The sequence below is a fragment of the Rhizobium laguerreae genome (assembly GCF_019778565.1).
Classification (GTDB): Bacteria; Pseudomonadota; Alphaproteobacteria; order Rhizobiales; family Rhizobiaceae; genus Rhizobium; species Rhizobium laguerreae.
The window spans coordinates 243134-263729 of the sequence record NZ_JAAXQT010000001.1; the positions used below are offsets into that span (position 1 = coordinate 243134).

The 20596-nt window shown below is 61.6% G+C and carries 19 protein-coding genes; 11 read left to right on the forward strand and 8 right to left on the reverse strand.

Annotation, left to right across the window (positions count from 1 at the left end; genetic code table 11):
* Positions 1–4: 4 nt before the first annotated feature.
* The gene (gene guaD, locus HFO71_RS01180; RefSeq protein ID WP_221987482.1) at positions 5–1315 is read right to left on the reverse strand and encodes a guanine deaminase; all 1311 of its coding nucleotides are present in this window, start codon (positions 1313–1315) and stop codon (positions 5–7) included.
* Complete coding sequence (locus HFO71_RS01185) at positions 1312–2550, reverse strand: urate hydroxylase PuuD (protein WP_221987484.1); 1239 nt, start codon at positions 2548–2550, stop codon at positions 1312–1314. Before HFO71_RS01185 ends, guaD begins: the two co-directional genes overlap by 4 nt.
* A 159-nt stretch (positions 2551–2709) precedes the next feature.
* Between HFO71_RS01185 and HFO71_RS01190 the strand changes: the two genes are divergently transcribed.
* The gene (locus HFO71_RS01190; RefSeq protein ID WP_221987485.1) at positions 2710–3348 is read left to right on the forward strand and encodes a Type 1 glutamine amidotransferase-like domain-containing protein; all 639 of its coding nucleotides are present in this window, start codon (positions 2710–2712) and stop codon (positions 3346–3348) included.
* Between the two features lie 163 nt (positions 3349–3511).
* Positions 3512–3844 (forward strand): hypothetical protein, encoded by a 333-nt coding sequence (locus HFO71_RS01195; RefSeq protein WP_077978971.1) that lies wholly within the window; start codon positions 3512–3514, stop codon positions 3842–3844.
* 54 nt (positions 3845–3898) lie between these two features.
* Here the strand turns inward: HFO71_RS01195 and gcvA are convergent, their stop codons facing one another.
* Entirely contained in the window at positions 3899–4795 is an 897-nt protein-coding gene (gene gcvA, locus HFO71_RS01200; RefSeq protein ID WP_025395542.1) for a transcriptional regulator GcvA, read from the reverse strand.
* Between the two features lie 101 nt (positions 4796–4896).
* Here gcvA and HFO71_RS01205 point away from each other — a divergent pair, with 101 nt between their 5' ends.
* A complete protein-coding gene (locus HFO71_RS01205; protein ID WP_221987486.1) occupies positions 4897–5088 on the forward strand; it encodes a hypothetical protein in 192 nt (63 codons plus the stop codon).
* Here the strand turns inward: HFO71_RS01205 and xdhC are convergent.
* The 4 genes from xdhC to HFO71_RS01225 all read right to left on the reverse strand — a co-directional run bounded on the left by xdhC (position 5064) and on the right by HFO71_RS01225 (position 10973).
* The gene (gene xdhC, locus HFO71_RS01210; protein WP_221987487.1) at positions 5064–5879 is read right to left on the reverse strand and encodes a xanthine dehydrogenase accessory protein XdhC; all 816 of its coding nucleotides are present in this window, start codon (positions 5877–5879) and stop codon (positions 5064–5066) included. The two genes, HFO71_RS01205 and xdhC, sit on opposite strands and share 25 nt — an antisense overlap.
* Before the next feature lie 302 nt (positions 5880–6181).
* Positions 6182–8521 (reverse strand): xanthine dehydrogenase molybdopterin binding subunit, encoded by a 2340-nt coding sequence (gene xdhB, locus HFO71_RS01215; protein WP_221987488.1) that lies wholly within the window; start codon positions 8519–8521, stop codon positions 6182–6184.
* A gap of 181 nt (positions 8522–8702) precedes the next feature.
* Positions 8703–10169, reverse strand: a complete 1467-nt coding sequence (gene xdhA, locus HFO71_RS01220) for a xanthine dehydrogenase small subunit (protein ID WP_221987489.1) — start codon at positions 10167–10169, stop codon at positions 8703–8705.
* A 27-nt stretch (positions 10170–10196) separates the two neighbouring features.
* Entirely contained in the window at positions 10197–10973 is a 777-nt protein-coding gene (locus HFO71_RS01225) for a 3-hydroxybutyrate dehydrogenase (protein WP_221987490.1), read from the reverse strand.
* A 157-nt stretch (positions 10974–11130) separates the two neighbouring features.
* Between HFO71_RS01225 and glpK the strand changes: the two genes are divergently transcribed.
* The 6 genes from glpK to map all read left to right on the forward strand — a co-directional run bounded on the left by glpK (position 11131) and on the right by map (position 17139).
* The gene (gene glpK, locus HFO71_RS01230; RefSeq protein ID WP_132612833.1) at positions 11131–12624 is read left to right on the forward strand and encodes a glycerol kinase GlpK; all 1494 of its coding nucleotides are present in this window, start codon (positions 11131–11133) and stop codon (positions 12622–12624) included.
* Positions 12625–12731: 107 nt separating this feature from the next.
* Complete coding sequence (locus tag HFO71_RS01235) at positions 12732–13106, forward strand: YciI family protein (protein WP_003561490.1); 375 nt, start codon at positions 12732–12734, stop codon at positions 13104–13106.
* On the forward strand, positions 13103–14362 hold the full coding sequence (locus HFO71_RS01240) for an RNA polymerase sigma factor (RefSeq protein WP_077978963.1): 1260 nt from the start codon (positions 13103–13105) through the stop codon (positions 14360–14362). The genes HFO71_RS01235 and HFO71_RS01240 overlap by 4 nt, the downstream gene beginning before the upstream one ends.
* Positions 14363–14462: 100 nt before the next feature.
* Positions 14463–14930: an SRPBCC family protein gene (locus HFO71_RS01245; RefSeq protein ID WP_077978962.1), complete on the forward strand. Its 468-nt coding sequence runs from the start codon at positions 14463–14465 to the stop codon at positions 14928–14930.
* Positions 14931–15172: 242 nt separating this feature from the next.
* Positions 15173–16234, forward strand: a complete 1062-nt coding sequence (locus HFO71_RS01250) for an LLM class flavin-dependent oxidoreductase (protein ID WP_131639643.1) — start codon at positions 15173–15175, stop codon at positions 16232–16234.
* A 146-nt stretch (positions 16235–16380) separates the two neighbouring features.
* Positions 16381–17139, forward strand: coding sequence for a type I methionyl aminopeptidase (map, locus tag HFO71_RS01255; RefSeq protein WP_003541915.1), 759 nt, complete (start codon positions 16381–16383; stop codon positions 17137–17139).
* A gap of 68 nt (positions 17140–17207) precedes the next feature.
* On the opposite strand, the gene HFO71_RS01260 is transcribed toward map, so the two are convergent.
* Positions 17208–17783, reverse strand: coding sequence for a PadR family transcriptional regulator (locus tag HFO71_RS01260; protein WP_221987491.1), 576 nt, complete (start codon positions 17781–17783; stop codon positions 17208–17210).
* 166 nt (positions 17784–17949) lie between these two features.
* On the opposite strand from HFO71_RS01260, the gene HFO71_RS01265 reads away from it, so the two are divergent.
* Together HFO71_RS01265 and sbmA are read left to right on the forward strand one after the other, a co-directional pair.
* Positions 17950–19134, forward strand: coding sequence for a YbfB/YjiJ family MFS transporter (locus HFO71_RS01265; RefSeq protein ID WP_077978960.1), 1185 nt, complete (start codon positions 17950–17952; stop codon positions 19132–19134).
* 123 nt (positions 19135–19257) lie between these two features.
* Positions 19258–20523 (forward strand): peptide antibiotic transporter SbmA, encoded by a 1266-nt coding sequence (sbmA, locus tag HFO71_RS01270; protein ID WP_077978959.1) that lies wholly within the window; start codon positions 19258–19260, stop codon positions 20521–20523.
* Positions 20524–20596: the final 73 nt, after the last annotated feature.

Genomic DNA, 20596 nt, shown 5'->3' on the forward strand with positions numbered 1-20596 from the left:
CGTGTCATTGAAGCTTCTTCTTCAACGCAATGCCGGCCACATAGGTCTCGGCGATCGCGCGGTCGTCGCCCATCGTCTGCAGCAGGAAAAGCTCCTCGGGCAGCGTCTTCACCACTTCCATCTTCAGCGCCATGGCCGGTGTCGCCGTTGCATCGAGAACGACGAGATCGGCCTCGGTGCCGGGTTCCAGCGTGCCGATCCGGTCCGCCAGCGACAGGGCTTCGGCATTGCCACGGGTCATCAGATAGTAGCTTTCCAGCGGGTTCAGCCGTTCGCCGAGCAACTGCTGGATCTTGTAGGCCTCGTCCATCGTCCGCAGCATCGAATAGCTGGAGCCGCCGCCGATATCGGTCGCCACGCCGATGCGAACCGGCTTTTCCCGCCGCGTCAGCGCCTTCAGCGGAAACAGGCCGGAGCCGAGGAAGAGGTTCGAGGTCGGGCAGTGGACGGCGACGGCACCCGCCTCGCTCATCGCGTCGGCCTCGCGCTCGGACAGGTGTATGCAATGGCCGAAGAGGCTCTTCGGCCCGAGCAGGCCGTAGCGGGCATAGATGTCGGTATAGTCGATCGCGTCGGGATAGAGTTCGCAGGTGAATCTGATTTCGTCGTGATTTTCCGAAAGATGCGTCTGGATGTGCAGATCGGGAAATTCGCGGGCAAGGACTGATGTCGCTTCCATCTGAGCCGGTGTCGAGGTGATGGCGAAGCGCGGGGTGATGGCAACGTGGTTGCGGCCCTTGCCATGCCAGTCCGCTATCACCTGGCGGGTCTCGTCATAACCCATCTCGGGCGTGTCGAGCAGGCCCTGCGGGGCATTGCGGTCCATCATCACCTTGCCGCCGACCATGCGCATATTGCGTCTCATCGCCTCGGCGAAGAAGGCGTCGGCCGAGGTCTTGTGCACGGAGCAATAGGCAACCGCTGTCGTCGTGCCGTGGCGGATCAACTCGTCGTAGAAATGCGTGGCGATCCTTTCAGCATGTGCGCTTTCGACGAAACGGCATTCCTCGGGGAAGGTATAGGTATTCAGCCATTCGAGCAGGTTGGCGGCGTAGGAGGCGATCACCTGCATCTGCGGAAAATGCAGGTGCATATCGATGAAGCCCGGCATGATCAGGTGCGGGCGGTGGTCGATCTCTACCGTGTCTGCGGCTGCTTTTGCCTTGACGTCGGTATAGGGCCCGATTGCCGTGATCAGCCCATTCTCGATCAGCAGGCCGCCGTCCTCCTCGTAGAGATAACTTTGGCTGTCGGCGAGGCTTAGCGGCGCGCGGTGAAAGGAAAGCAGGCGGCCGCGCAAGAGTGTCGTCGTCATTGTTTCTTGCCTTCGACTGCGCTCTCGAACCAGGCGACCAGCAGCTTGCGTTCGTCCGGCGTGATGTCGGTGATGTTGCCGGGCGGCATGGCATGGCTGCGGCCCGCCTGTATATAGATCTCGCGGGCATGGGCGGCGATTTCCGCGTCGTTTTCGAGCATCACGCCATTGGGTGGCCGCACGATACCCTCATAGACCGGCTCGGCCGCGTGGCACATGGAACAGCGCGTCGAGACCAGTTGCTTGACGGCGGGGAAATGCGGATCGCCGGCGAATTGCTGGAAGGCGGGCGCGACCGCTGCCGTATCCGTTTCGCCGGTCAGCAGCTTCGGCACGGTCGAAAGCCACATGATCAGGATGAAAAGGATGACGGTGACGATCCAGGTCCAGGTCGGCCGGCCTTTCCTGGCATGCGTCGTGTTGAACCAGTGGCGCATGGTGACGCCCATCAGGAAGACCAGAGCCGCGATCACCCAGTTGAACTGGGTACCGAAAGACAGCGGATAATGATTCGACAGCATGAAGAAGATGACGGGCAGCGTCAGGTAGTTATTGTGCAGCGAACGCTGCTTGGCGACCTGCCCATATTTAGGATCGGGAACCCGTCCGGCGATGAGGTCGGCGACGACGATCTTCTGGTTCGGAATGATGATCATGAAGACGTTGGCCGACATGATCGTCGCGGTGAAGGCGCCGAGATGCAGGAATGCGGCCCGGCCGGTGAAGAGCTGCGTATAGCCCCAGGCCATGAAGACGAGCACGACATAGACCACCGCCATCAGTCCCCAGGTGTTCCGCCCAAGCGGCGACTTGCAGAGCAGATCGTAGACGACCCAGCCCAGCGCAAGCGACCCTAGCGAGATCAGGATCGCGACCGACGGACTGATATCCAGCACATGCCGGTCGATCAGGAAGAGATCGGCGCCGCCGTAATAGACGATGCATAGCATCAGGAAGCCGGATATCCAGGTGAAATAGCTCTCATATTTGAACCAGGTCAGGTGCTCCGGCATCTGGGCGGGCGCCACCAGATATTTCTGGATATGATAGAAGCCGCCGCCATGGACCTGCCATTCCTCGCCATAGGCGCCGGGTGGCAGATGCGGGCGTTTCACCAGTCCGAGATCGAGCGCGATGAAATAAAACGACGATCCGATCCAGGCGATCGCGGTAATGACATGGAACCAACGCGCCGCGAAGGCGAGCCATTCCCATGCTATGGCATATTCATACATCGAGTTCCCCTATCTTCCTCCGACTCGTGACATTGCGGAAATTTTGGCGGGGAGGGAAGAGGAGATTGAAGGACCACACGCTCAATCGCTGACGCGGCCAAATGAGCAATGGAATGATCACCGCTCTACAGCGATCAGGTCATCGCCGAAAACGCGCCGATGGACCGCCGGCTTGCCGCGCTCGTCCTCTCGCGCGGAAACCGCATCGGCTATATTGCATCCGGTCCGGACACGCAGCGCGGGTTTTTCGATGAGAAACAGCGTTACTATGCGAAATACGGGCTTGTTCTCGATCTCTTCGTCGATCTCGACGCGCTTTCCGGTGACGAGGAGATCAACCGGCTGTTCTCCTGCGACGCCATCCATCTTTCCGGTGGGCACACCGGCGATTTTCTGAGACGGCTGCGCCAAAGCGGCATGCTGGACAAGCTGCGCTCATGGGCATTGGACGACGGCATTCTCGTCGGAACCAGCGCCGGGGCGATTTTGATGACGCCGACAATCGCCGTCGATGCGCTCTTTTCCGGCGGTTCGCCTGATGCGGTGCAGGACGGCGCGGCTCTTGATCTCCTGCCCTTCGAATTCTTCCCGCATCTGAACGACGATCCCGGTTATCTCTCCGCGCTGCTGCGCTACAGCGAGACGACGGCAACCCCCATTCTCGCATGCCGGGACGGCGAAGGTCTCATCCTCGGCAACGGGCTCGTCGAGATCTTCGGCGCTCCGCTGACGATTTCCGACGGTTTTGCCGAAGCTTCCGATGGCGGCCGCATCGCCGATCTGCTGTCGCGTGCCTAAAAGCTGCCGAGAAGGCTGTGCATTATCTCTGGCTTATGCTTGATCTGCTAATTCAGCAGGCCTTGAACTACGACGACTCGATTACAGTTATTTTGCAGGCCGCCGGAATAAAATAAGAACCGTTAGATCATCGGCGGCGCATTCATCGACGGAGAAGATGCCCATGCGCAGCATTCTGACGTGTGTGATGATTGCGTATGCGTCGTTGGCGATGGCTCACGACGCACCCTCGGGGTGGAGTTATGACCCCTATTGTTGCAACGGCGACAGTCATAGCGGCGATTGCCAGATGATCCCATCGAAAAGCGTGGCGGTGACGCCAGGCGGATATCGTGTGACGCTGATGCCGGGTGACCACCGGATGGTCACGCATGCTCATGTCTTCCTGCTGCCGATGACGAAGGCGATGCAATCCGGCGATAACGACTATCATCTCTGCCTGTTCCCGAACGAGGATACGCCGCGCTGTTTCTATGCGCCGGAAATGGGATTTTGAAGCCGGACCACAGGATCGCACCCGGCTCACGAACCGGACTTGGTGTGAAATGGGCTAATTTCCGGCTGCCTTCATCTCCTCGAGAATCCAGTTGCGGAAGGCCTTGATCTTGGGCACGTTACGACGGTTTTCGGGGTAGACGAGCCAGTAGGCCTTGCCGTCGCTGCGGGTCAGTTCGAAGGGCTGATAGAGCCGGCCGAGCGCGATCTCGGCCGCATAGAAGGCCGGATGAAGGATGGCGACGCCATGCCCGGCGATCGCCGCATCGGCTTCCACTGCCTGAGAGCCAAGCTGGTTGCGCGGGCGCCGAGCGAGATCCGTCTCCGTGACGCCGGCAGCCTCGAACCATTGTTTCCACCAGATGTCGCCGGCGTCGAAGAGATCGAAGTTCAGGAGATCGCGCGGCTCCCTGATGCCGCCTGCCGCCTCCGCCAGTTTGGGGCTCAGCATCGGCGTGAATTCCAGGCCCATCAGCCGGTGCAGCGCCAGCCCCGGCCAGTTGCCGTCGCCCCAGCGGATGCCGACATCGATCTGCTCGCGGGCGAAGTCGATGATGTCAGAACTCGCCTGAAAGCGCACCGCGATGGCCGGATGTTTCAAATGGAAGGAGCCGAGGCGCGGCGCCAGCCACTTCGAGGCGAAGGTATGGGTCGAACTGATGGCGAGCGTGCCTTCGACGCTGTCGCGCGCCGTCGCCATCGCGTCGTGCAGCATGGCGAAGGCTTCGGTCACCTTCGGCGCCAGCCGTTCGCCGGTGTCCGTCAGTGCGATCTGGCGGGGACGGCGCAGGAAGAGCGGCTCGCCGACATTCTCCTCCAGCAGCTTAATCTGGTAGCTGACGGCGGTCTGCGTCATGCCGAGTTCGTCGCCCGCCTTGGTAAAACTTCCCAGCCGGGCAGCGGCCTCGAAGACGCGTAACGCATTCAGCGGGAATTGTTTCGACAGTTTCATGGATAAGTTCTCTTGATGCAGGCAGACGGTTGTTCGATTGGAATTGCAGCACTTTTGGCCGCAAACTGCAACTCATACCATCAAACCATCGAGGTGATGTCATGGATTCCTATGCTATCGAACAGAGCCCGCCGCAGCCGACCATCGGAATTTTCCGGCGCCTCGGCGGCCGGCTGGCGCGGATCTGGCGCATGCCCAGCCTTGATCTCGATACGGCGCCCGATCGCGTCAAGCGCGATCTCGGTTTCCTCGACGGGCGCGATCCCTATTACGAAGACGAGCGCAGGCGGTAGGCGCCAAGCGCCGTCAGGATCTCGGCGGCGGTCATGGCGGCGATCACTTCAGGGCGCTTGTCTCTGACCGCCGTGCCGCCGATCGGCAGCGTCAGCCGCTCCATCCAGCCGCGCTTGCCGCCGCCTTCGCGAGAAAGCCAGCTAGCGAAGGTGGCGCGCTTGGTTGCCGAGCCGATCATGCCGGCATAGGCGAGATCCGTTCTTTCCAGCGCTTCGCGGGCGATGAGGAAATCCAGCGCATGATCGTGCGTCAGGATGACCACCACACCGCCGGCCGGAATATCCTTCACTAGCGCTTCCGGCATCGGCATGAGCCGCGTCCTCGTCTCGGCAGGCAGGTTTGCGAGCTCTTCCTGCCGCGTTTCGACGACCGTCACCGACAGCGGCAGCGGCGCAAGGGCCGTTGCCAGCGCCCGGCCGACATGGCCGGCGCCGAAGAGATAGACCTCGGGCAGGCGCTCGATCTCACTGGTTAGCCTGGCCCCGATTTCTTCGGCAACCGCCTGCGTCACCCGGCGAAACCGCAATTGCGTGCGCCCACCGCAGCACTGACCGATGTCAGGCCCGAGCGGGATATCCATCTCCGCCACCCCGCCGGTTCCCGCCAAAATGTCCCGCGCATTCGCGATCGCCATGAATTCGAACTGGCCGCCGCCGATCGTGCCCCACAATGCGGTTTGCGATACCAGCATGAAGGTACCGGCCTCGCGTGGGGTCGAGCCCTGCGTGCCGGTGATGTCGACCAGGATCGCGTCGGGGTGGGCGGTGAGGAAGGGGAGGATGTCGGTCATCGGTGGATGGTCGATGCGTTGGTAGGTGTGTCACCCCCCTCTGTCCTGCCGGACATCTCCCCCACAAGGGGGGAGATCGGCATGAGGCGGCGGCCTCCCGGAACAGAGAAGTCGTAGCGTAGAGTCGGGCTTTGGTGATGTAGCGGCAGGGTAGCGAGGCGCAGAGCATTCCGTCTTGCTGATCTCCCCCCTTGTGGGGGAGATGTCCGGCAGGACAGAGGGGGGTATCGCTCACTCCAAGCTCCCTGCCCGCCCCGATCAACCGTCGTGAGCAACAAACCAGCCGGACGCGTTTCCACCTCCTACACCTGCTTCATCCGCTCGACCGCCATCAGCACCCGTTCCGGTGTCGCCGGGGCGTCGAGCCTCGGGCAGACCTTGTAGTTGGCCACACTTGCTACCGCCATCGACAGCGCTTCCAGCACCGAGATCGCCAGCATCAAGGGTGGTTCGCCGACGGCCTTGGAGCGGCCGATGGTGGCTTCGGTATTCTCGGACCATTCGGCGAGGCGAACGTTGAAGATCTTCGGACGGTCGGAAGCGAGCGGGATCTTGTAGGTCGAGGGGGCATGGGTGCGCAGCCGGCCCTTGTCGTCCCACCAGAGTTCTTCCGTCGTCAGCCAGCCCAGTCCCTGCACGAAGGCGCCTTCGACCTGGCCCATATCGATCGCCGGATTCAGCGAGCGGCCGACATCGTGGAGGATGTCGGTGCGATCGATCAGATATTCGCCCGTCAGCGTGTCGATCGAAACATCGGTGCAGGAGGCGCCGTAGGCGAAATAATAGAAGGGCGTGCCGCGGCCGGCCTTGCGGTCCCAGTGGATCTTCGGCGTCTTGTAGAAACCGGCGGCAGAAAGCTGGACGCGGGCGAAATAGGCCTGCTTGATGAAATCGGGGAAGGGGATCTCGATCTCGCCGACGCGCACGCGGTTCGGCAGGAAGACGACGTCGGCGGTCCCAACATCCCATTTCTCGGCGGCGAAGGCCACCAGCCGCTCCTTGATCTGGCGGGCGGCGTCATAGGCGGCCATGCCGTTCAAGTCCGAGCCGGAGGAGGCGGCGGTGGCCGAGGTGTTCGGCACCTTGGCCGTCGTCGTCGCGGTGATCTTTACCCTGTCGATATCGACCTGGAAGCTGTCGGCCAGTACCTGCGCCACCTTGGTATAGAGGCCTTGGCCCATTTCGGTGCCGCCATGGTTCAGGTGGATCGAACCGTCCTGGTAGATGTGGACGAGGGCGCCTGCCTGGTTGAAGGCGGTCATGGTGAAAGAGATGCCGAATTTCACCGGCGTCAGCGCGATGCCCTTTCTGATATAGCGGCTGTCGCGGTTGAAGGCGATGATGGCGTTGCGCCGCGCCCGGTATTCGGCCGTTTCCTCCAGTTCCTCGACGATGCGGGCGATGATATTGTCCTCGACCTCCTGATGGTAGGGGGTGAGTGTGCGCTCCGAACCCGGCTGACCGTAGAAATTCAGCTTGCGGACATCGAGCGGGTCCTTGCCGACGGCATAGGCGATCTCCTCGATGAAGCGTTCGGCGCCGAGCATGCCCTGCGGCCCGCCGAAACCGCGGAAGGCCGTGTTGGAGACGGTGTGGGTCTTCAGCGGCTTCGATGTCAGATGCACATGCGGATAGAAATAGCTGGAATCGGCATGGAAGAGGGCGCGGTCGGTCACCGGCCCTGAGAGGTCGGAGGAGAAACCGCAGCGCGCCGCATAGGTCGCGTCGACCGCGTGGATGCGGCCTTCGGCGTCGAAGCCGAGCTCATAATCGACGAGGAAATCGTGGCGCTTGCCGGTGGCGCTCATATCCTCGTCGCGATCAGGGCGGAATTTGATTGCGCGGCCGAGCTTCTTGGCGGCGATCGCCGCAAGTGCTGCGAACTGATTGCCCTGCGTTTCCTTGCCACCGAAGCCGCCGCCCATACGGCGCACATTGACGGTCACGGCGTTGGAAGGAATATCGAGCACGTGGCCGACGATGTGCTGGATCTCGCTCGGATGCTGGGTCGAGGACCAGACGGTGACCTCGTCGTCCTCGCCTGGGATCGCCACGGCGATATGGCCTTCGAGGTAGAAATGCTCCTGTCCGCCGATGCGCATCTGAGCTTTCAGACGCATGGCGGCATTGGTCATTTCCGTTTCCGGCTCGCCGCGGTGCAGCGTCATCGGGGTGATGACGAGCGGGCTGCCATTAGCGAGCGCGCCGTCGATATCGCTCCAATGCGGCAGGTCGCGATAGTCGATCTTTGCCAGCTGCGCGGCGCGGCGGGCGGCATCACGCGTCTCGGCGATGACGGCAAAAATCGGTTGGCCATGAAACTGAACTAAAGTTTCGGCCAGCAGCGGCTCGTCATGGCTGCCGTTGGAGCTGACGTCGTTGACGCCGGGCACGTCCTTGCCGGTGAAGACCCAGACGACGCCGGGATGCGCGGCGACCGCGGAAAGATCGATGCTGAGGATTTCGGCATGCGCCCGGTCGGAGAGGCCAAGCGCCCCATGCAGCAGACCTGCGGGTTCGGGAATATCGTCGATATAATCAGCGGTTCCGGTGACATGCTTATGCGCTGAATCATGCCGCAGCGAGCCGTGCATCGGGCCTGATATGATAGGCTTGCGGTCTTCGAAGGTGGATTTGTCCATTAGATACCTCCTTCGCGAGAACCTGTGGTGCCGTGCGGCCCCCTCATCCGCCCTTCGGGCACCTTCTCCCCGAGGGGAGAAGGGGGAAAAGAGACGGCGCGGCAGTCCCTTCTCCCCAGCGGGGAGAAAGTGGCGGCAGCCGGATGAGGGGGGTGCTTTGTGCTGACATGTATCATCTTCATCACGCCACCTCCTCGAACCGCTTCAACTCCGCCGGCGCGCCCACGGTCTCGAGATAGAACCGCGTCAACAGGTTCTTCGCCGTCAGTTGTCGGTATTCCGCCGTGGCGCGCCAGTCGGTCAGCGGCTGGTAGTCGGCGTCGAAGGCGGGGCGGGCTGCCTCGATCGTTGATTCCGTCCAGGGCTTGCCGATCAGTTCGGCCTCGACGGTGCGGGCGCGTTTCGGCGTTGCCGCCATGCCGCCGAAGGCGATGCGGATGTCGGTAACCGTCTCGGCCTCATCGAGCGTCAAGAGGAAAGCGCCGAGCACGGCGGTGATGTCCTCGTCGCGGCGCTTCGTAACTTTGTATGCGGCAAAGCGGCTGGTCTCTTCAGGATAGGGCACGAAGACGCTCTCGACGAATTCGCCGGGCTTCCGATCCTGCTTGCCATAGGCGATGAAGAAATCCTCGAGCGGCATTCTGCGCTGGCCCTCCAGGGACCGCAGCGTCAGCGTCGCGCCGAGCGCGATCAGCGGCGGCGGGCTGTCGCCGATCGGCGAGCCATTGGCGATGTTGCCGCCAATCGTGCCCATGTTGCGCACCTGCTCGCCGCCAATGCGATCGATCAGCCGCCCGATCGCCGGGATTTTCGTGGAGATCGCCTCGAAGGCCTTGGTGTAGCTGACGCCGGCGCCGATGGTAACGCCGTTCTCGCCTTCCGTGACCGACTGCAATTCGCTGAGGTGGCTGATGAAGATGACCGGGCTCAGCCTGCGCATCTGCTTTGTCACCCAGAGGCCGACATCCGTCGCGCCGGCGACGATGATCGCGTCAGGTTCCTGCGAGAGAACTTCGGCCAGTGCCTGGATCGAAGCCGGCACGATCAGCCGGTCTTCGCCATTCTCGATCCTGATCGTACCGCTCGCCTGCATTGCCCAAAGCCGCGAGACGATTTCAGAGCGCGTCCGTTCCAGCGGATCGAAGAGCGCGCTCGGCCGCATCAGGCTCACCTGCTCGGCGGCCTTGACGATCGGCTCATAGCCCGTGCAGCGACAGAGATTGCCTTGCAGCGCCTTTTCGATTTCCTGGCGGCTCGGCTTTTCCTTGGCGAGCCAGAGACCATAAAGTGACATGACGAAGCCCGGGGTGCAGAAGCCGCATTGCGAGCCATGGCAATCGACCAATGCCTGCTGCACCGGATGCAGCGCGCCGTCCCTGCCGGCCAGATGCTCGACCGTTACCACATGGGTGGCGTGCAGCGAGCCCATGAAACGGATGCAGGCATTGACGGATTCATAGGCGAGCTTGCCGTCCGCCAGCCGGCCGACGAGTACGGTGCAGGCGCCGCAATCGCCTTCCGCGCATCCTTCCTTGGTGCCCGTCAGCCGTCGCTTCAACCGTAAAAAATCGAGAAGCGTCTCGGTTGGCCCGACATCGGTAAGCGTGATGTCCTCGCCATTCAGGATGAAGCGGATGCTATCGTTCATGATATTCCCGGTTGTTTTTCCAAATGGTTAAGCCGCCGTCCATCCACCGTCAATCGAGATATGCGTTCCGGTCACCTGCCGGGCCGCATCGCTGGCAAGGTAGAGCGACAGCGCGCCGATTTCCTCGGCCTTGACGAATTCATGTGTCGGCTGCGCCTTGAGGATGACCTCGCTCTTTACCTGTTCCTCGGTCATGCCGCGCGCCTTGGCTGTATCCGGTATCTGCTTCTCGACGAGCGGCGTCAGCACGTAACCGGGGCAGATGGCGTTCACGGTTACGCCGAACTCGGCAAGCTCGAGTGCTGCCGTCTTGGTGAGGCCTAATATACCATGTTTTGCCGCGACATAGGCGGATTTGAAGGGAGAAGCGACGAGCCCGTGGGCCGAGGCAATGTTGATAATGCGGCCATGCTTCTTCGTCTTCATCAGCGGGATTGCGGCGCGCATGGTATGAAAGGAACTCGACAGATTGATCGCGATGATCTGATCCCATTTCTCGATCGGGAAATCCTCGATCTTCTCGACGTGCTGGATGCCGGCATTGTTGACGAGGATATCGACGCCGCCGAAGGTCTTCGCTGCCGTTTCGATCAGGTCGGCGATCTCGGCGGGCTTCGTCATGTTGGCCGGATGATAGATCGCCCGGCCTTTGGACAATGATTCAAGCCGGTCAACGATCGCATTGATTTCATCAGCCTTTCCGAAACCATTGATGACGACGTTGTCGCCCGTTTCGGCGAAGGCAGTGGCGATCGCAAGGCCGATGCCGCTGGTGGAGCCGGTGACGACGACTGTTCTGCTCATGCTGTTCTCCCCGAAATCGCGATGCTGCGTTGCAGCGTTGGCTGAGAAGTTATGCCCAAAGCCGGCGGGCTGGCAATTCCGCTTTATTCGCTTTTCTCGCCCGCATCCGTGTCCTATTGATTTGCTTCGACAATTGACATGCTGAGGGAGGGTTTTCATGAGCGGATATGTTCTGGCGATCGATCAGGGAACGACGTCGACGCGGGCGATCGTCTTCGATGGCGACATGCATGTCGCCGGCAAGGGCCAGAAGGAATTTACCCAGATCTATCCGCGCTCCGGCTGGGTCGAGCACGATCCCGAGGAAATCTGGGATTCGGTCGTCTCCACCGTCCACATGGCGCTGCGCGATGCCGGGATCGAGGCTAAGGATCTTGCAGCGCTCGGCATCACCAATCAGCGCGAAACCGTCATCGTCTGGGAGCGCGAAACGGGCCGGCCGATCCAGAATGCCATCGTCTGGCAGGACCGGCGTACGGCAAGCTATTGCGACAATCTGAAACGGCAGGATCTCGAGCGGCTGTTCACGAAGAAGACCGGGCTGATCCTCGATCCTTATTTTTCCGGCACGAAGCTCTCCTGGATGCTGGCTAACGTGAAGGGCGCGCGGGCGCGCGCCGCCAGGGGCGATCTCTGCTTCGGCACGATCGACACCTTCCTGATCTGGCGGCTGACGGGTGGCAAGAGCTTCGTCACCGATGCCACCAACGCCTCGCGCACGCTGATGTACAACATTGCCGAAAACGCATGGGACGAGGATCTGCTCGATATTCTGAGGGTCCCCGCCGCCATGCTACCGGAGGTCAAGGATTGCGCCGCCGATTTCGGCACGGTCGATGCTGATATTTTCGGTGCTGCTATCCCGATCCTCGGCGTGGCCGGCGACCAGCAGGCAGCGACCATTGGCCAGGCGTGTTTTGCGCCGGGCATGATGAAATCAACCTACGGCACCGGCTGTTTCGCGCTGCTCAATACCGGCGCCGATATGGTGCGGTCCAAAAACCGGCTGTTGACCACCATCGCCTATCGCCTGAACGGCGAGACGACCTATGCGCTGGAAGGTTCGATCTTCATCGCCGGCGCCGCGGTGCAATGGCTGCGGGACGGGCTCGGCATCATCGGCAGCGCCGCCGAGACCAATGCCCTTGCCGAAAGGGCCGATCCGACCCAGGAGGTCTATCTCGTGCCCGCCTTTACCGGCCTCGGCGCACCGCACTGGGATGCCAAGGCGCGCGGCGCGATCTTCGGGCTGACGCGCAATAGCGGGCCGGCGGAACTCTCCCGGGCCGCACTGGAAGCTGTCTGCTACCAGACCCGCGACCTGCTCGACGCCATGCAGAAGGACTGGAAGAACGGCGCCGAGGACACGGTGCTGCGCGTCGATGGCGGCATGGTCGCCTCCAACTGGACGATGCAGCGCCTTGCCGATCTGCTCGATGCCCCGGTCGACCGCCCGGTCATTCTCGAGACGACGGCGCTGGGAGCCGCCTGGCTCGCCGGCAGCCGGGCAGGGGTGTGGCCGGACCGGGACGGTTTTTCGGCGACATGGAAACGGGATCGAAGATTCGAGCCCGACATGGACGAGAAGCTGCGGGCGGCTAAGCTCAAGGGTTGGAAAAATGCGGTTAGGCGGACGCTGAGCGAGGGGTGATAGAGAGCCTGTTCGTTCCTGCAAAGGCGATCGCCTATTCATAATTTTTTGATGCAGCCTGTCGGCTAAGCGGTTACTCCTTCGTCATTTGGAAAGAGGAGTGAGCAATGCTTTATGCAATCCTTTGTTACGCCCATGAGGAAACCGTCTTCGCCTGGACCAAGGAGGAGGAGGCTGCCGTCATGGAGAAACTCTACGCCGTACAGGAGCCGCTTGCCGCATCCGGCAAACTCGGTCCTGTCGGCCGGCTGATGCCGACGACGGCTGCGACCACCGTGCGCAAGGGCAAGGACGAGCCCTTGGTCATCGATGGGCCTTTTGCGGAAACGAAAGAGGCGCTTCTCGGCTTCTATGTGGTCGACTTCGAAACGCTCGACGAGGCGATCGCCTTCTCGAAGCAGCTTTCATCCGTCAATCCAGGTTCCACCTCTTACGAAATTCGGCCTTTCTACGTCTTCAGGCCGGGAGATGCTTCATCATGACAGACATTGCCTGGATCGACCACGCACTTGCCTCGGCCCGCCCGAAGGCGCTCGGCGCACTGCTGCGCTATTTCCGCAATCTCGATACAGCGGAAGAGGCGTTTCAGGAGGCGTGCCTGAGGGCGATCCGGACATGGCCGGAGAAAGGGCCGCCGCGTGATCCCACAGCCTGGCTCATCTTCGTCGGCCGCAACAGCGGCATCGATGCGGTGCGCAAGCGGGCGAAGATCCAGGCTCTGCCGGATGAAGACGTCATTTCCGATACCGAGGATGCCGAAAGCGATATCGCCGAGCGGCTGGATGATTCCAATTATCGCGACGATATTCTGCGGCTGCTGTTCATCTGCTGCCATCCCGATCTGCCGGCAACCCAGCAGATCGCGCTGGCGCTGCGCATCGTCTCCGGCCTTTCGGTGTCGCAGATCGCGCGTGCCTTCCTGGTTTCCGAAAGCGCCATGGAACAGCGCATCACCCGGGCCAAGGCGCGCGTCGCCAAGGCTGGGGTACCTTTCGAAACGCCGAGCCCGCAGGAAAGAGCGGAGCGGCTCTCGATCGTCAGCACGATGATTTACCTGATCTTCAACGAGGGCTACAGCCAGGCCGATCCCAGGCATGAGGCGGCCGCCTTCAGCGACGAGGCGATCCGGCTGGCGCGATTGATGCTGCATATCTTCCCATCCGAACCGGAGCTGATGGGGCTGCTTGCGCTCATGCTCCTGCAGATCTCGCGCCGGCCGGCGCGCTTCAGCGCCGAGGACGAGATCGTGCTGCTCGAAGATCAGGACCGGTCGCTATGGAACCAGCCCTTCATCAACGAGGCCTTGGCGCTGCTCGACAAGGCGCTGCGCCATCGCCGGCCCGCTCCCTATCAGATTCAGGCAGCCATCGCCGCCGTTCACTCCCGCGCAAAGCGCGCCGAGGATACCGACTGGGTGGAGATCGATCTGCTCTATCGCGCGTTGGAGCGTCTCCAGCCATCGCCTGTCATAACGCTGAACCGGGCCGTCGTCGTCTCCAAGCTCCAGGGTGCGCAGGATGCGCTCGATCTCATCGATCCTCTTGGCGAAAAACTCGGCGGCTATTTCTACTATCACGGCTTACGAGGCGGACTGCTGAAGCAGCTTGGCTTGACCAGCCAGGCGCGCGAAGCCTTCGACCGCGCCATTGCGCTCGCCCATTCGGCGGCTGAGGCAGCCCATATCCGCCGGCAGATCGACAAGATGCAGGAAGAGGCCACGCAGCCGATCGCAAAATAAAATGCGAAAAGGCCGGCGCGGTGTCGGAACGGCGAACTCTGACACGTCCTTGTAACAACCTGCCAGGGAACAGGTTTCATTCAAATGGAGAGATGTCGAGATGACCGCCAGCACACAACATGAACTCGTCCTCGTTCGCGAATTCGACGCGCCGCGCGAGAAGATCTACAAGGCATGGACCGATCCCGATCTGCTGAAGCAGTGGTTCGTGCCGCGTCCCTGGGGTGTGACGGAGGCAACGCTCGACGTCCGTCCCGGCGGTTCCAGCGTCGTCGTCATGCAGGATCCCGAGGGCAATCAATACCCGAACCGTGGCGTCTATCTCGAGATCGTCGAGAACGAGAAGATCGTCTTCACCGATGCCTATACCAGCGCCTGGGTGCCTTCCGAGAAACCTTTCTTCACGGGCCTCATCCTGCTCGAAGATCTCGGCAAAGGTCGCACGAAATATACGGCCAAGGCGCTCCACTGGCGCGCCGAGGACAAGGAAGCACACGAGAAGATGGGCTTCCACGAAGGGTGGGGCAAGGCCGCGGACCAGCTGGCGGAGCTGCTGGCGAAGATGTGAGCGGCGCGGCGAGACCGCGTCGTCCTGACGCTTCAAGCAAGGTTTGAGGCGGTTCGAAAGATGATTCCGCCGGTGCTTCGAAGTCGTTGAATTCAGATTCGAATTGGTCTTCGATAGATCTTCCAGATCGTCAGAGATATCATGCCGCTATCGAGATTCTCGAACATTCCGTTCCAGAATTTGTATTTGCGCTGCATCCCCGGCATCCTTATCTCAGCCGAGAATTCAACAGGATGCCGATGATGGAACTGGGGCTTTACACATTCGCCGACGCCAATCCGAACCCCTCCCGCAGCAAAGGAGCGGAAGCGGCCGAACGGCTGAAGCATCTTATCGAGGAGATCGAGCTTGCCGATCAGGTGGGGCTCGACGTCTTCGGCCTCGGCGAGCATCACCGACCCGATTATGCGGCGTCTGCTCCGGCGGTCGTGCTGGCGGCGGCTGCCGTCAAGACCAGGAATATCCGGCTGACCAGTGCGGTCACCGTGCTCTCCTCCGATGATCCGGTGCGTGTCTTCCAGCAGTTTTCCACGCTCGATCTGATCTCCAACGGCCGCGCCGAAATCATGGCGGGGCGCGGCTCCTTCATCGAGTCCTTCCCGCTGTTCGGCTATAATCTCGAAGATTACGACCAGCTTTTCGAGGAGAAGCTCGATCTGCTGCTGGCGCTGCGCGACAGCGAGCTTGTGGAGTGGAAGGGTGAACTTCGCGCGCCGATCAACGGGCGCGGCGTCTATCCCAGGCCGCTGCAGGATACGTTGCCGCTCTGGGTCGCGGTCGGCGGTACGCCGCAGTCGGTGGCGCGCGCCGGCGCGCTGGGCCTGCCGGTGGCGCTGGCGATCATCGGCGGCGAGCCGCGCCGTTTTGCGCCGCTCTTCGATCTCTACCGCGAGGCCGCGCGCCGGGCAGGGCAGGATCAGTCGAAGCTGAAGACCAGCATCAATGTCCACGGCTTCATCGCCGATACGACGGCCGCCGCCGCCGACCAATTTTACGGACCTCAGGCCGAGGTGATGAACCGCATCGGCCGCGAGCGTGGCTGGGGGCCCACGAACCGGGCGCATTTCGACATGTCGCGCGGGCCGAACGGTGCGCTCTTCGTCGGTGATCCCGAGGTGGTCGCCGAAAAGATCATCGCCCATCATGCACTCTTCAAGAACGACCGCTTCCTGCTGCAGATGGCGATCGGCCTGATGCCGCATGCCGAGATCATGCGTGGCATCGAGCTTTACGGCACGAAAGTCGCGCCGATCGTCAGAAAGGCGTTGACTGATAGCAGCGAAGAGGCGAAAGCCACGGCTTGACGAGCGCATAATGCCGAAAATCGGAATCGATTTTCGCAACGGAGTATGCGCAGATTCGAAGTGACAGAGCGTCCTTAGGGCTTCCTGTTGGAGGCGCGGCGCTCTAAGGCGGCCGCTGCCGCCCTGCGCAAGGCCGGAACAGACGAATGGTTATCGCAAACGACGACGAACTGGTAAAGCTCAAGGAGATCGGCCGCATCTGCGCCAACGCCATTCAGGTGATGGCGGCGGCGATGGAGCCCGGCATGACGACGCTGGAGCTCGACCGGATCGGCCGCAAGGTGCTCGAGGATTCGGGCGCGCGTTCGGCGCCGGAGTTCTGCTATCAGTTTCCCGGCGCCACTTGCATCAGCATCAATGAGGAAATCGCCCACGGCATTCCCGGCCCGCGCGTCATCCGCGCCGGCGATCTCATCAATATCGACGTCTCGGCGGAAAAGGACGGCTTCTTCGCCGATACCGGCGCCTCCTTCACGATGCCGCCGGTCAAGCCGAAGATCGAGCGGCTTTGCCGCGACGGCAAGCGGGCGCTCTGGGTCGGGCTCAACCAGGTCAAATCGGGCGAGCCGCTGGCAAAGATCGGCACCGCCGTCGGCGCCTTTGCGCAGAAGAACCGCTATACGCTGGTCGCCAATCTGGCGAGCCACGGCGTCGGCCGCTCGCTGCATGAGGAGCCGGCCGAGCTCTCGACCTGGCCGGACCCTTCCGAAAAACGGATGATGACCGAAGGTCTCGTCTTCACCGTCGAGCCGTTTCTCTCGCTCGGCGCGACATGGGCCGAAGGCGGCGACGATGCCTGGACGCTCTATGCCGATCCGAAGGCGCCGACCGTGCAATACGAACACACGGTGGTCGCGACGCGCAACGGGCCGGTGATTTTGACCTTGCCGGATGAGCGGGCGTAAGACCGACGCTGGACAATGAAGATGGCGGGAGCTGACTCCGTTTCGCATCCCGCCACACAGTCTTCGCCTCAGCCCCGCGTTCCCGACCTGCCGCCTTGCAGGATTTCGGTGGCGGCGCGTTCGAGGATGCCGGCGATGCGGGCGGCTTCGGGTTTCGACCAGGGATAGCGCATCCGCATGGCCGAGCGCAGCAGCATGCGGGCGGCGCGGATATCACCACCGTCCTGCATGAAATCGCCGTCATCGCCTTCGTCGGCGCCGTGACGGTCGGTTTCGAAGACACGCTTCACATGGGCCATCTTCTCACCGATGCGCTCGAGCTTGGCGAGCGTGTGCAGGATCATGTCGCGGTTTTCCTCGACGCGACCGCGGCCGGCCTCGGTGATACGGTAGAGCTTCTTGGCGCCCTCCACCTCGACCTCCGCAAGGCCGGTTTCCTCGAGATAGGTCAGGGCGGGATAGATGACGCCGGGGCTCGGCACGTAGAAGCCGCCGGACCGCTCCTCCAGCAACTTTATCAATTCATAGCCGTGGCGCGGCTGCTCAGCGAGCAGGGCCAGGATGACGAGCTGGAGATCGCCAGCCGCAAATTTGCGGCCCATGCGGAAATCTCCGCCGAACATGCCGCCTTTAAAACCTCTCATGACTTTTCCTTTCATCGTTAGATGTATCGTTGACTATGTCGTAAAACATATATCGTAAGATAATTCTTTTTAAGAGGGGAGAAATTTTCCGACGTTTCGGGAAATTGATCGATCGATCAGAATTACTTGATTGTGATGCCGGTGCTGCAGCGCGATAAACACGGGCATGCTCGCCCGCACCCGAAACTCCCCACCGAACCTCGTCTCCACCGCCGCTGCCGGTGCCGTTGCCATGGCTGCTGCCATGGGCTTCGGGCGCTTCTCCTACACGCCGATCCTGCCCGGTATGATCACCGGTGTGCCGCTTTCGGCGGCAGATGCCGGCTTCATCGCATCGGCGAATTTTGTCGGTTATCTCGTCGGTGCTGTGCTTGCCGCCTATGGCTGGGCGACCGGACGTGAACGGCTGGTGGCGCTGCTGTCGCTGCTGGCAACCGCGATACTGCTTGCCGCCATGGCCGCCACCGATTCTGTCGCCGTCTTTGCCATCATTCGCTTCCTGGCCGGCATCGCCAGCGCTTTTGCGATGGTCTTCACCTCGTCGATCGTGCTCAGCCACGGGGCTGCTGCCGGCAACGACCATGTGCAGGCGGCACATTTCGGCGGGCCGGGGGCAGGTATTGCGCTTTCTTCGGTCATGGTGCTGCTGATCGGACTTGCCTTTCACGACGGGCCGGGCGGTTGGCGCGCCGACTGGATTGGCGGGGCGCTCTACTGCGCGGCAAGCCTCGTCGTCGTCTTCCTGCTATTGCCGTCGGCGCCGGCGCAATCGGCGCAGACGGGCAAGGAGCCGGCGCTGGTCTGGAACCGGCCGATGGTGCTGCTGACGCTGTCCTACGGCCTGTTCGGCTTCGGCTACGTCATCACCGCGACCTTCCTCGTCACCATCGCACGTCTTTCTGCAACGGGACCCTTCGTCGAATTCCTCTGCTGGTTCATCGCCGGCCTGACGGCTGCGGTGGCGCTGTTTGCCTGGAAGCCGCTGGTCAAGCCGCTCGGGCTTGGGGGCGTCTACGTCGCAGCCCTTCTGGTCGAGGCCGCCGGGGTGCTTGCGACGGTGGCGCTACCGCCTTCTGCCGCACCGCTGATCGGCGGGGCGCTGTTCGGGGCGACGTTCCTGGCGATTACTGCTTTTGGGCTGCAGATCGGCCGCAAGCTTTCGCCTGACAGTCCGCGGCGGATCCTGGCGATGATGACGGCCGCCTTCGGTGTCGGCCAGATCGTCGGGCCTGTTGTTGCCGGCTGGATCGCTGAGCGCACGGGCAGCTTCACCGTGCCCACGATGATCGCCGCCGTGGCACTTGTCGCCTGCGCAGCGCTGGTGATGCCGGTGATCAAGAAAATTGCTTAACCGGTTACAACTCCGTAACAATCGGCTGAACCCATTGCTGCGTCCTTCGAACTGCCTTAGTTTCCGGCACAATCAGTGTTCGACGAACTCCCGAGACTCACAGTTCAGGAAAGCAAGCTCCCCGTGTTTCATTCCTTCTTCCCTCAGCCAAAAGCGTTCTTTACTTCGCTCGTAATCTGGACGCTGGCTGCGATTTTTGGCTGGTATTTCTTCGCCGCTGGTCTTGGTGCTTCTCTCGGTTTTGCATCAGTTCCTGAAGAGCAGCAGCCGATCGATCTCTCCTTCTTCCTGCTGCCCGAAAATGTCTGGTTCTACGGCTATTTCCTTCTGTCGGCGGTGATCTTCTGCGGCGCATGGCATCTGAAGGCGCGGAACCACCCCTGGAAGATTTGGTCGATCTGGGGTTCGGCACTGATCATCTTCGTGACCTACTTCGGCGTCCAGATCAGCGTTGTGATCAACAACTGGCGCCGGCCCTTTGGCGACCTCCTGCAGAACGCATTGTCCAAACAGCCAGGCATTTCCGTCGACAATTTTTACAGCCTGATGTGGGTCTTCTGCCAGATCGCATTCCTCAGCATGTTCGTATCGATCATGACTGACTTCTTCACCAGCCATTACATCTTCCGCTGGCGAACGGCGATGAACAATTTCTATATGTCGAAGTGGGAAAAGCTTCGTCACATCGAAGGTGCCTCCCAGCGTGTTCAGGAAGATACGATGCGCTTTTCGAGCACGCTCGAAGGTCTTGGTATCAGCCTCATCAACTCGGTGATGACGCTCGTGGTATTCCTCCCAATCCTTCTGGCGCTGTCGCATTACGTGACCGAACTGCCGTTCATCGGGCCGGTGGCGAATTCGCTCTTCTGGCTGGCGCTGTTCTGGTCGGCGTTCGGGACGCTCCTGCTGGCGATCGCCGGCGTCAAGCTGCCGGGGCTGAATTTTCGCAACCAGCGCGTCGAAGCGGCATATCGCAAGGAGCTGGTCTATGGCGAGGACCATGCGGAACGGGCTGAGCCGCTGACCGTCAGAGAGCTCTTCGGCAATGTTCGCCGGAACTATTACCGCATGTATTTCCACTACATGTATTTCAATGTCGCCCGTTATTTCTATATCCAGGCCGACGCGCTCTTCGTGGTCTTCATGCTGGTGCCGACGATCGTGGCGGGCACGATCACCTATGGTATCTTCCAGCAGATCTCGACCGCCTTCGGACAGGTCAGCAATTCGTTCCAATATCTCGTCAACTCCTGGACGACGATCATCGAACTGCTCTCGATCCACAAACGCCTCAAGGCCTTCGAGGCGGCAATCGACGACGAGCCGTTGCCGGAGATTGACCAGCGCTACCTGGAGCGTGAGACGGGCGTCGTGCACGCTGACGGTTGATGGCTGAGGGGTAGGGGATATGCGAGCAATCGGAACGTTTGCGCTTTGGGGGGCCCCTCATCCGCCCCATCGG

Coding starts and splice junctions, on each gene's coding strand:
- guaD (WP_221987482.1), bottom strand. CDS start 1,315: ATGACGACGACACTCTTGCGCGGCCGCCTGCTTTCCTTTCACCGCGCG.
- HFO71_RS01185 (WP_221987484.1), bottom strand. CDS start 2,550: ATGTATGAATATGCCATAGCATGGGAATGGCTCGCCTTCGCGGCGCGT.
- HFO71_RS01190 (WP_221987485.1), top strand. CDS start 2,710: ATGGACCGCCGGCTTGCCGCGCTCGTCCTCTCGCGCGGAAACCGCATC.
- HFO71_RS01195 (WP_077978971.1), top strand. CDS start 3,512: ATGCGCAGCATTCTGACGTGTGTGATGATTGCGTATGCGTCGTTGGCG.
- gcvA (WP_025395542.1), bottom strand. CDS start 4,795: ATGAAACTGTCGAAACAATTCCCGCTGAATGCGTTACGCGTCTTCGAG.
- HFO71_RS01205 (WP_221987486.1), top strand. CDS start 4,897: ATGGATTCCTATGCTATCGAACAGAGCCCGCCGCAGCCGACCATCGGA.
- xdhC (WP_221987487.1), bottom strand. CDS start 5,879: ATGACCGACATCCTCCCCTTCCTCACCGCCCACCCCGACGCGATCCTG.
- xdhB (WP_221987488.1), bottom strand. CDS start 8,521: ATGGACAAATCCACCTTCGAAGACCGCAAGCCTATCATATCAGGCCCG.
- xdhA (WP_221987489.1), bottom strand. CDS start 10,169: ATGAACGATAGCATCCGCTTCATCCTGAATGGCGAGGACATCACGCTT.
- HFO71_RS01225 (WP_221987490.1), bottom strand. CDS start 10,973: ATGAGCAGAACAGTCGTCGTCACCGGCTCCACCAGCGGCATCGGCCTT.
- glpK (WP_132612833.1), top strand. CDS start 11,131: ATGAGCGGATATGTTCTGGCGATCGATCAGGGAACGACGTCGACGCGG.
- HFO71_RS01235 (WP_003561490.1), top strand. CDS start 12,732: ATGCTTTATGCAATCCTTTGTTACGCCCATGAGGAAACCGTCTTCGCC.
- HFO71_RS01240 (WP_077978963.1), top strand. CDS start 13,103: ATGACAGACATTGCCTGGATCGACCACGCACTTGCCTCGGCCCGCCCG.
- HFO71_RS01245 (WP_077978962.1), top strand. CDS start 14,463: ATGACCGCCAGCACACAACATGAACTCGTCCTCGTTCGCGAATTCGAC.
- HFO71_RS01250 (WP_131639643.1), top strand. CDS start 15,173: ATGGAACTGGGGCTTTACACATTCGCCGACGCCAATCCGAACCCCTCC.
- map (WP_003541915.1), top strand. CDS start 16,381: ATGGTTATCGCAAACGACGACGAACTGGTAAAGCTCAAGGAGATCGGC.
- HFO71_RS01260 (WP_221987491.1), bottom strand. CDS start 17,783: ATGAGAGGTTTTAAAGGCGGCATGTTCGGCGGAGATTTCCGCATGGGC.
- HFO71_RS01265 (WP_077978960.1), top strand. CDS start 17,950: ATGCTCGCCCGCACCCGAAACTCCCCACCGAACCTCGTCTCCACCGCC.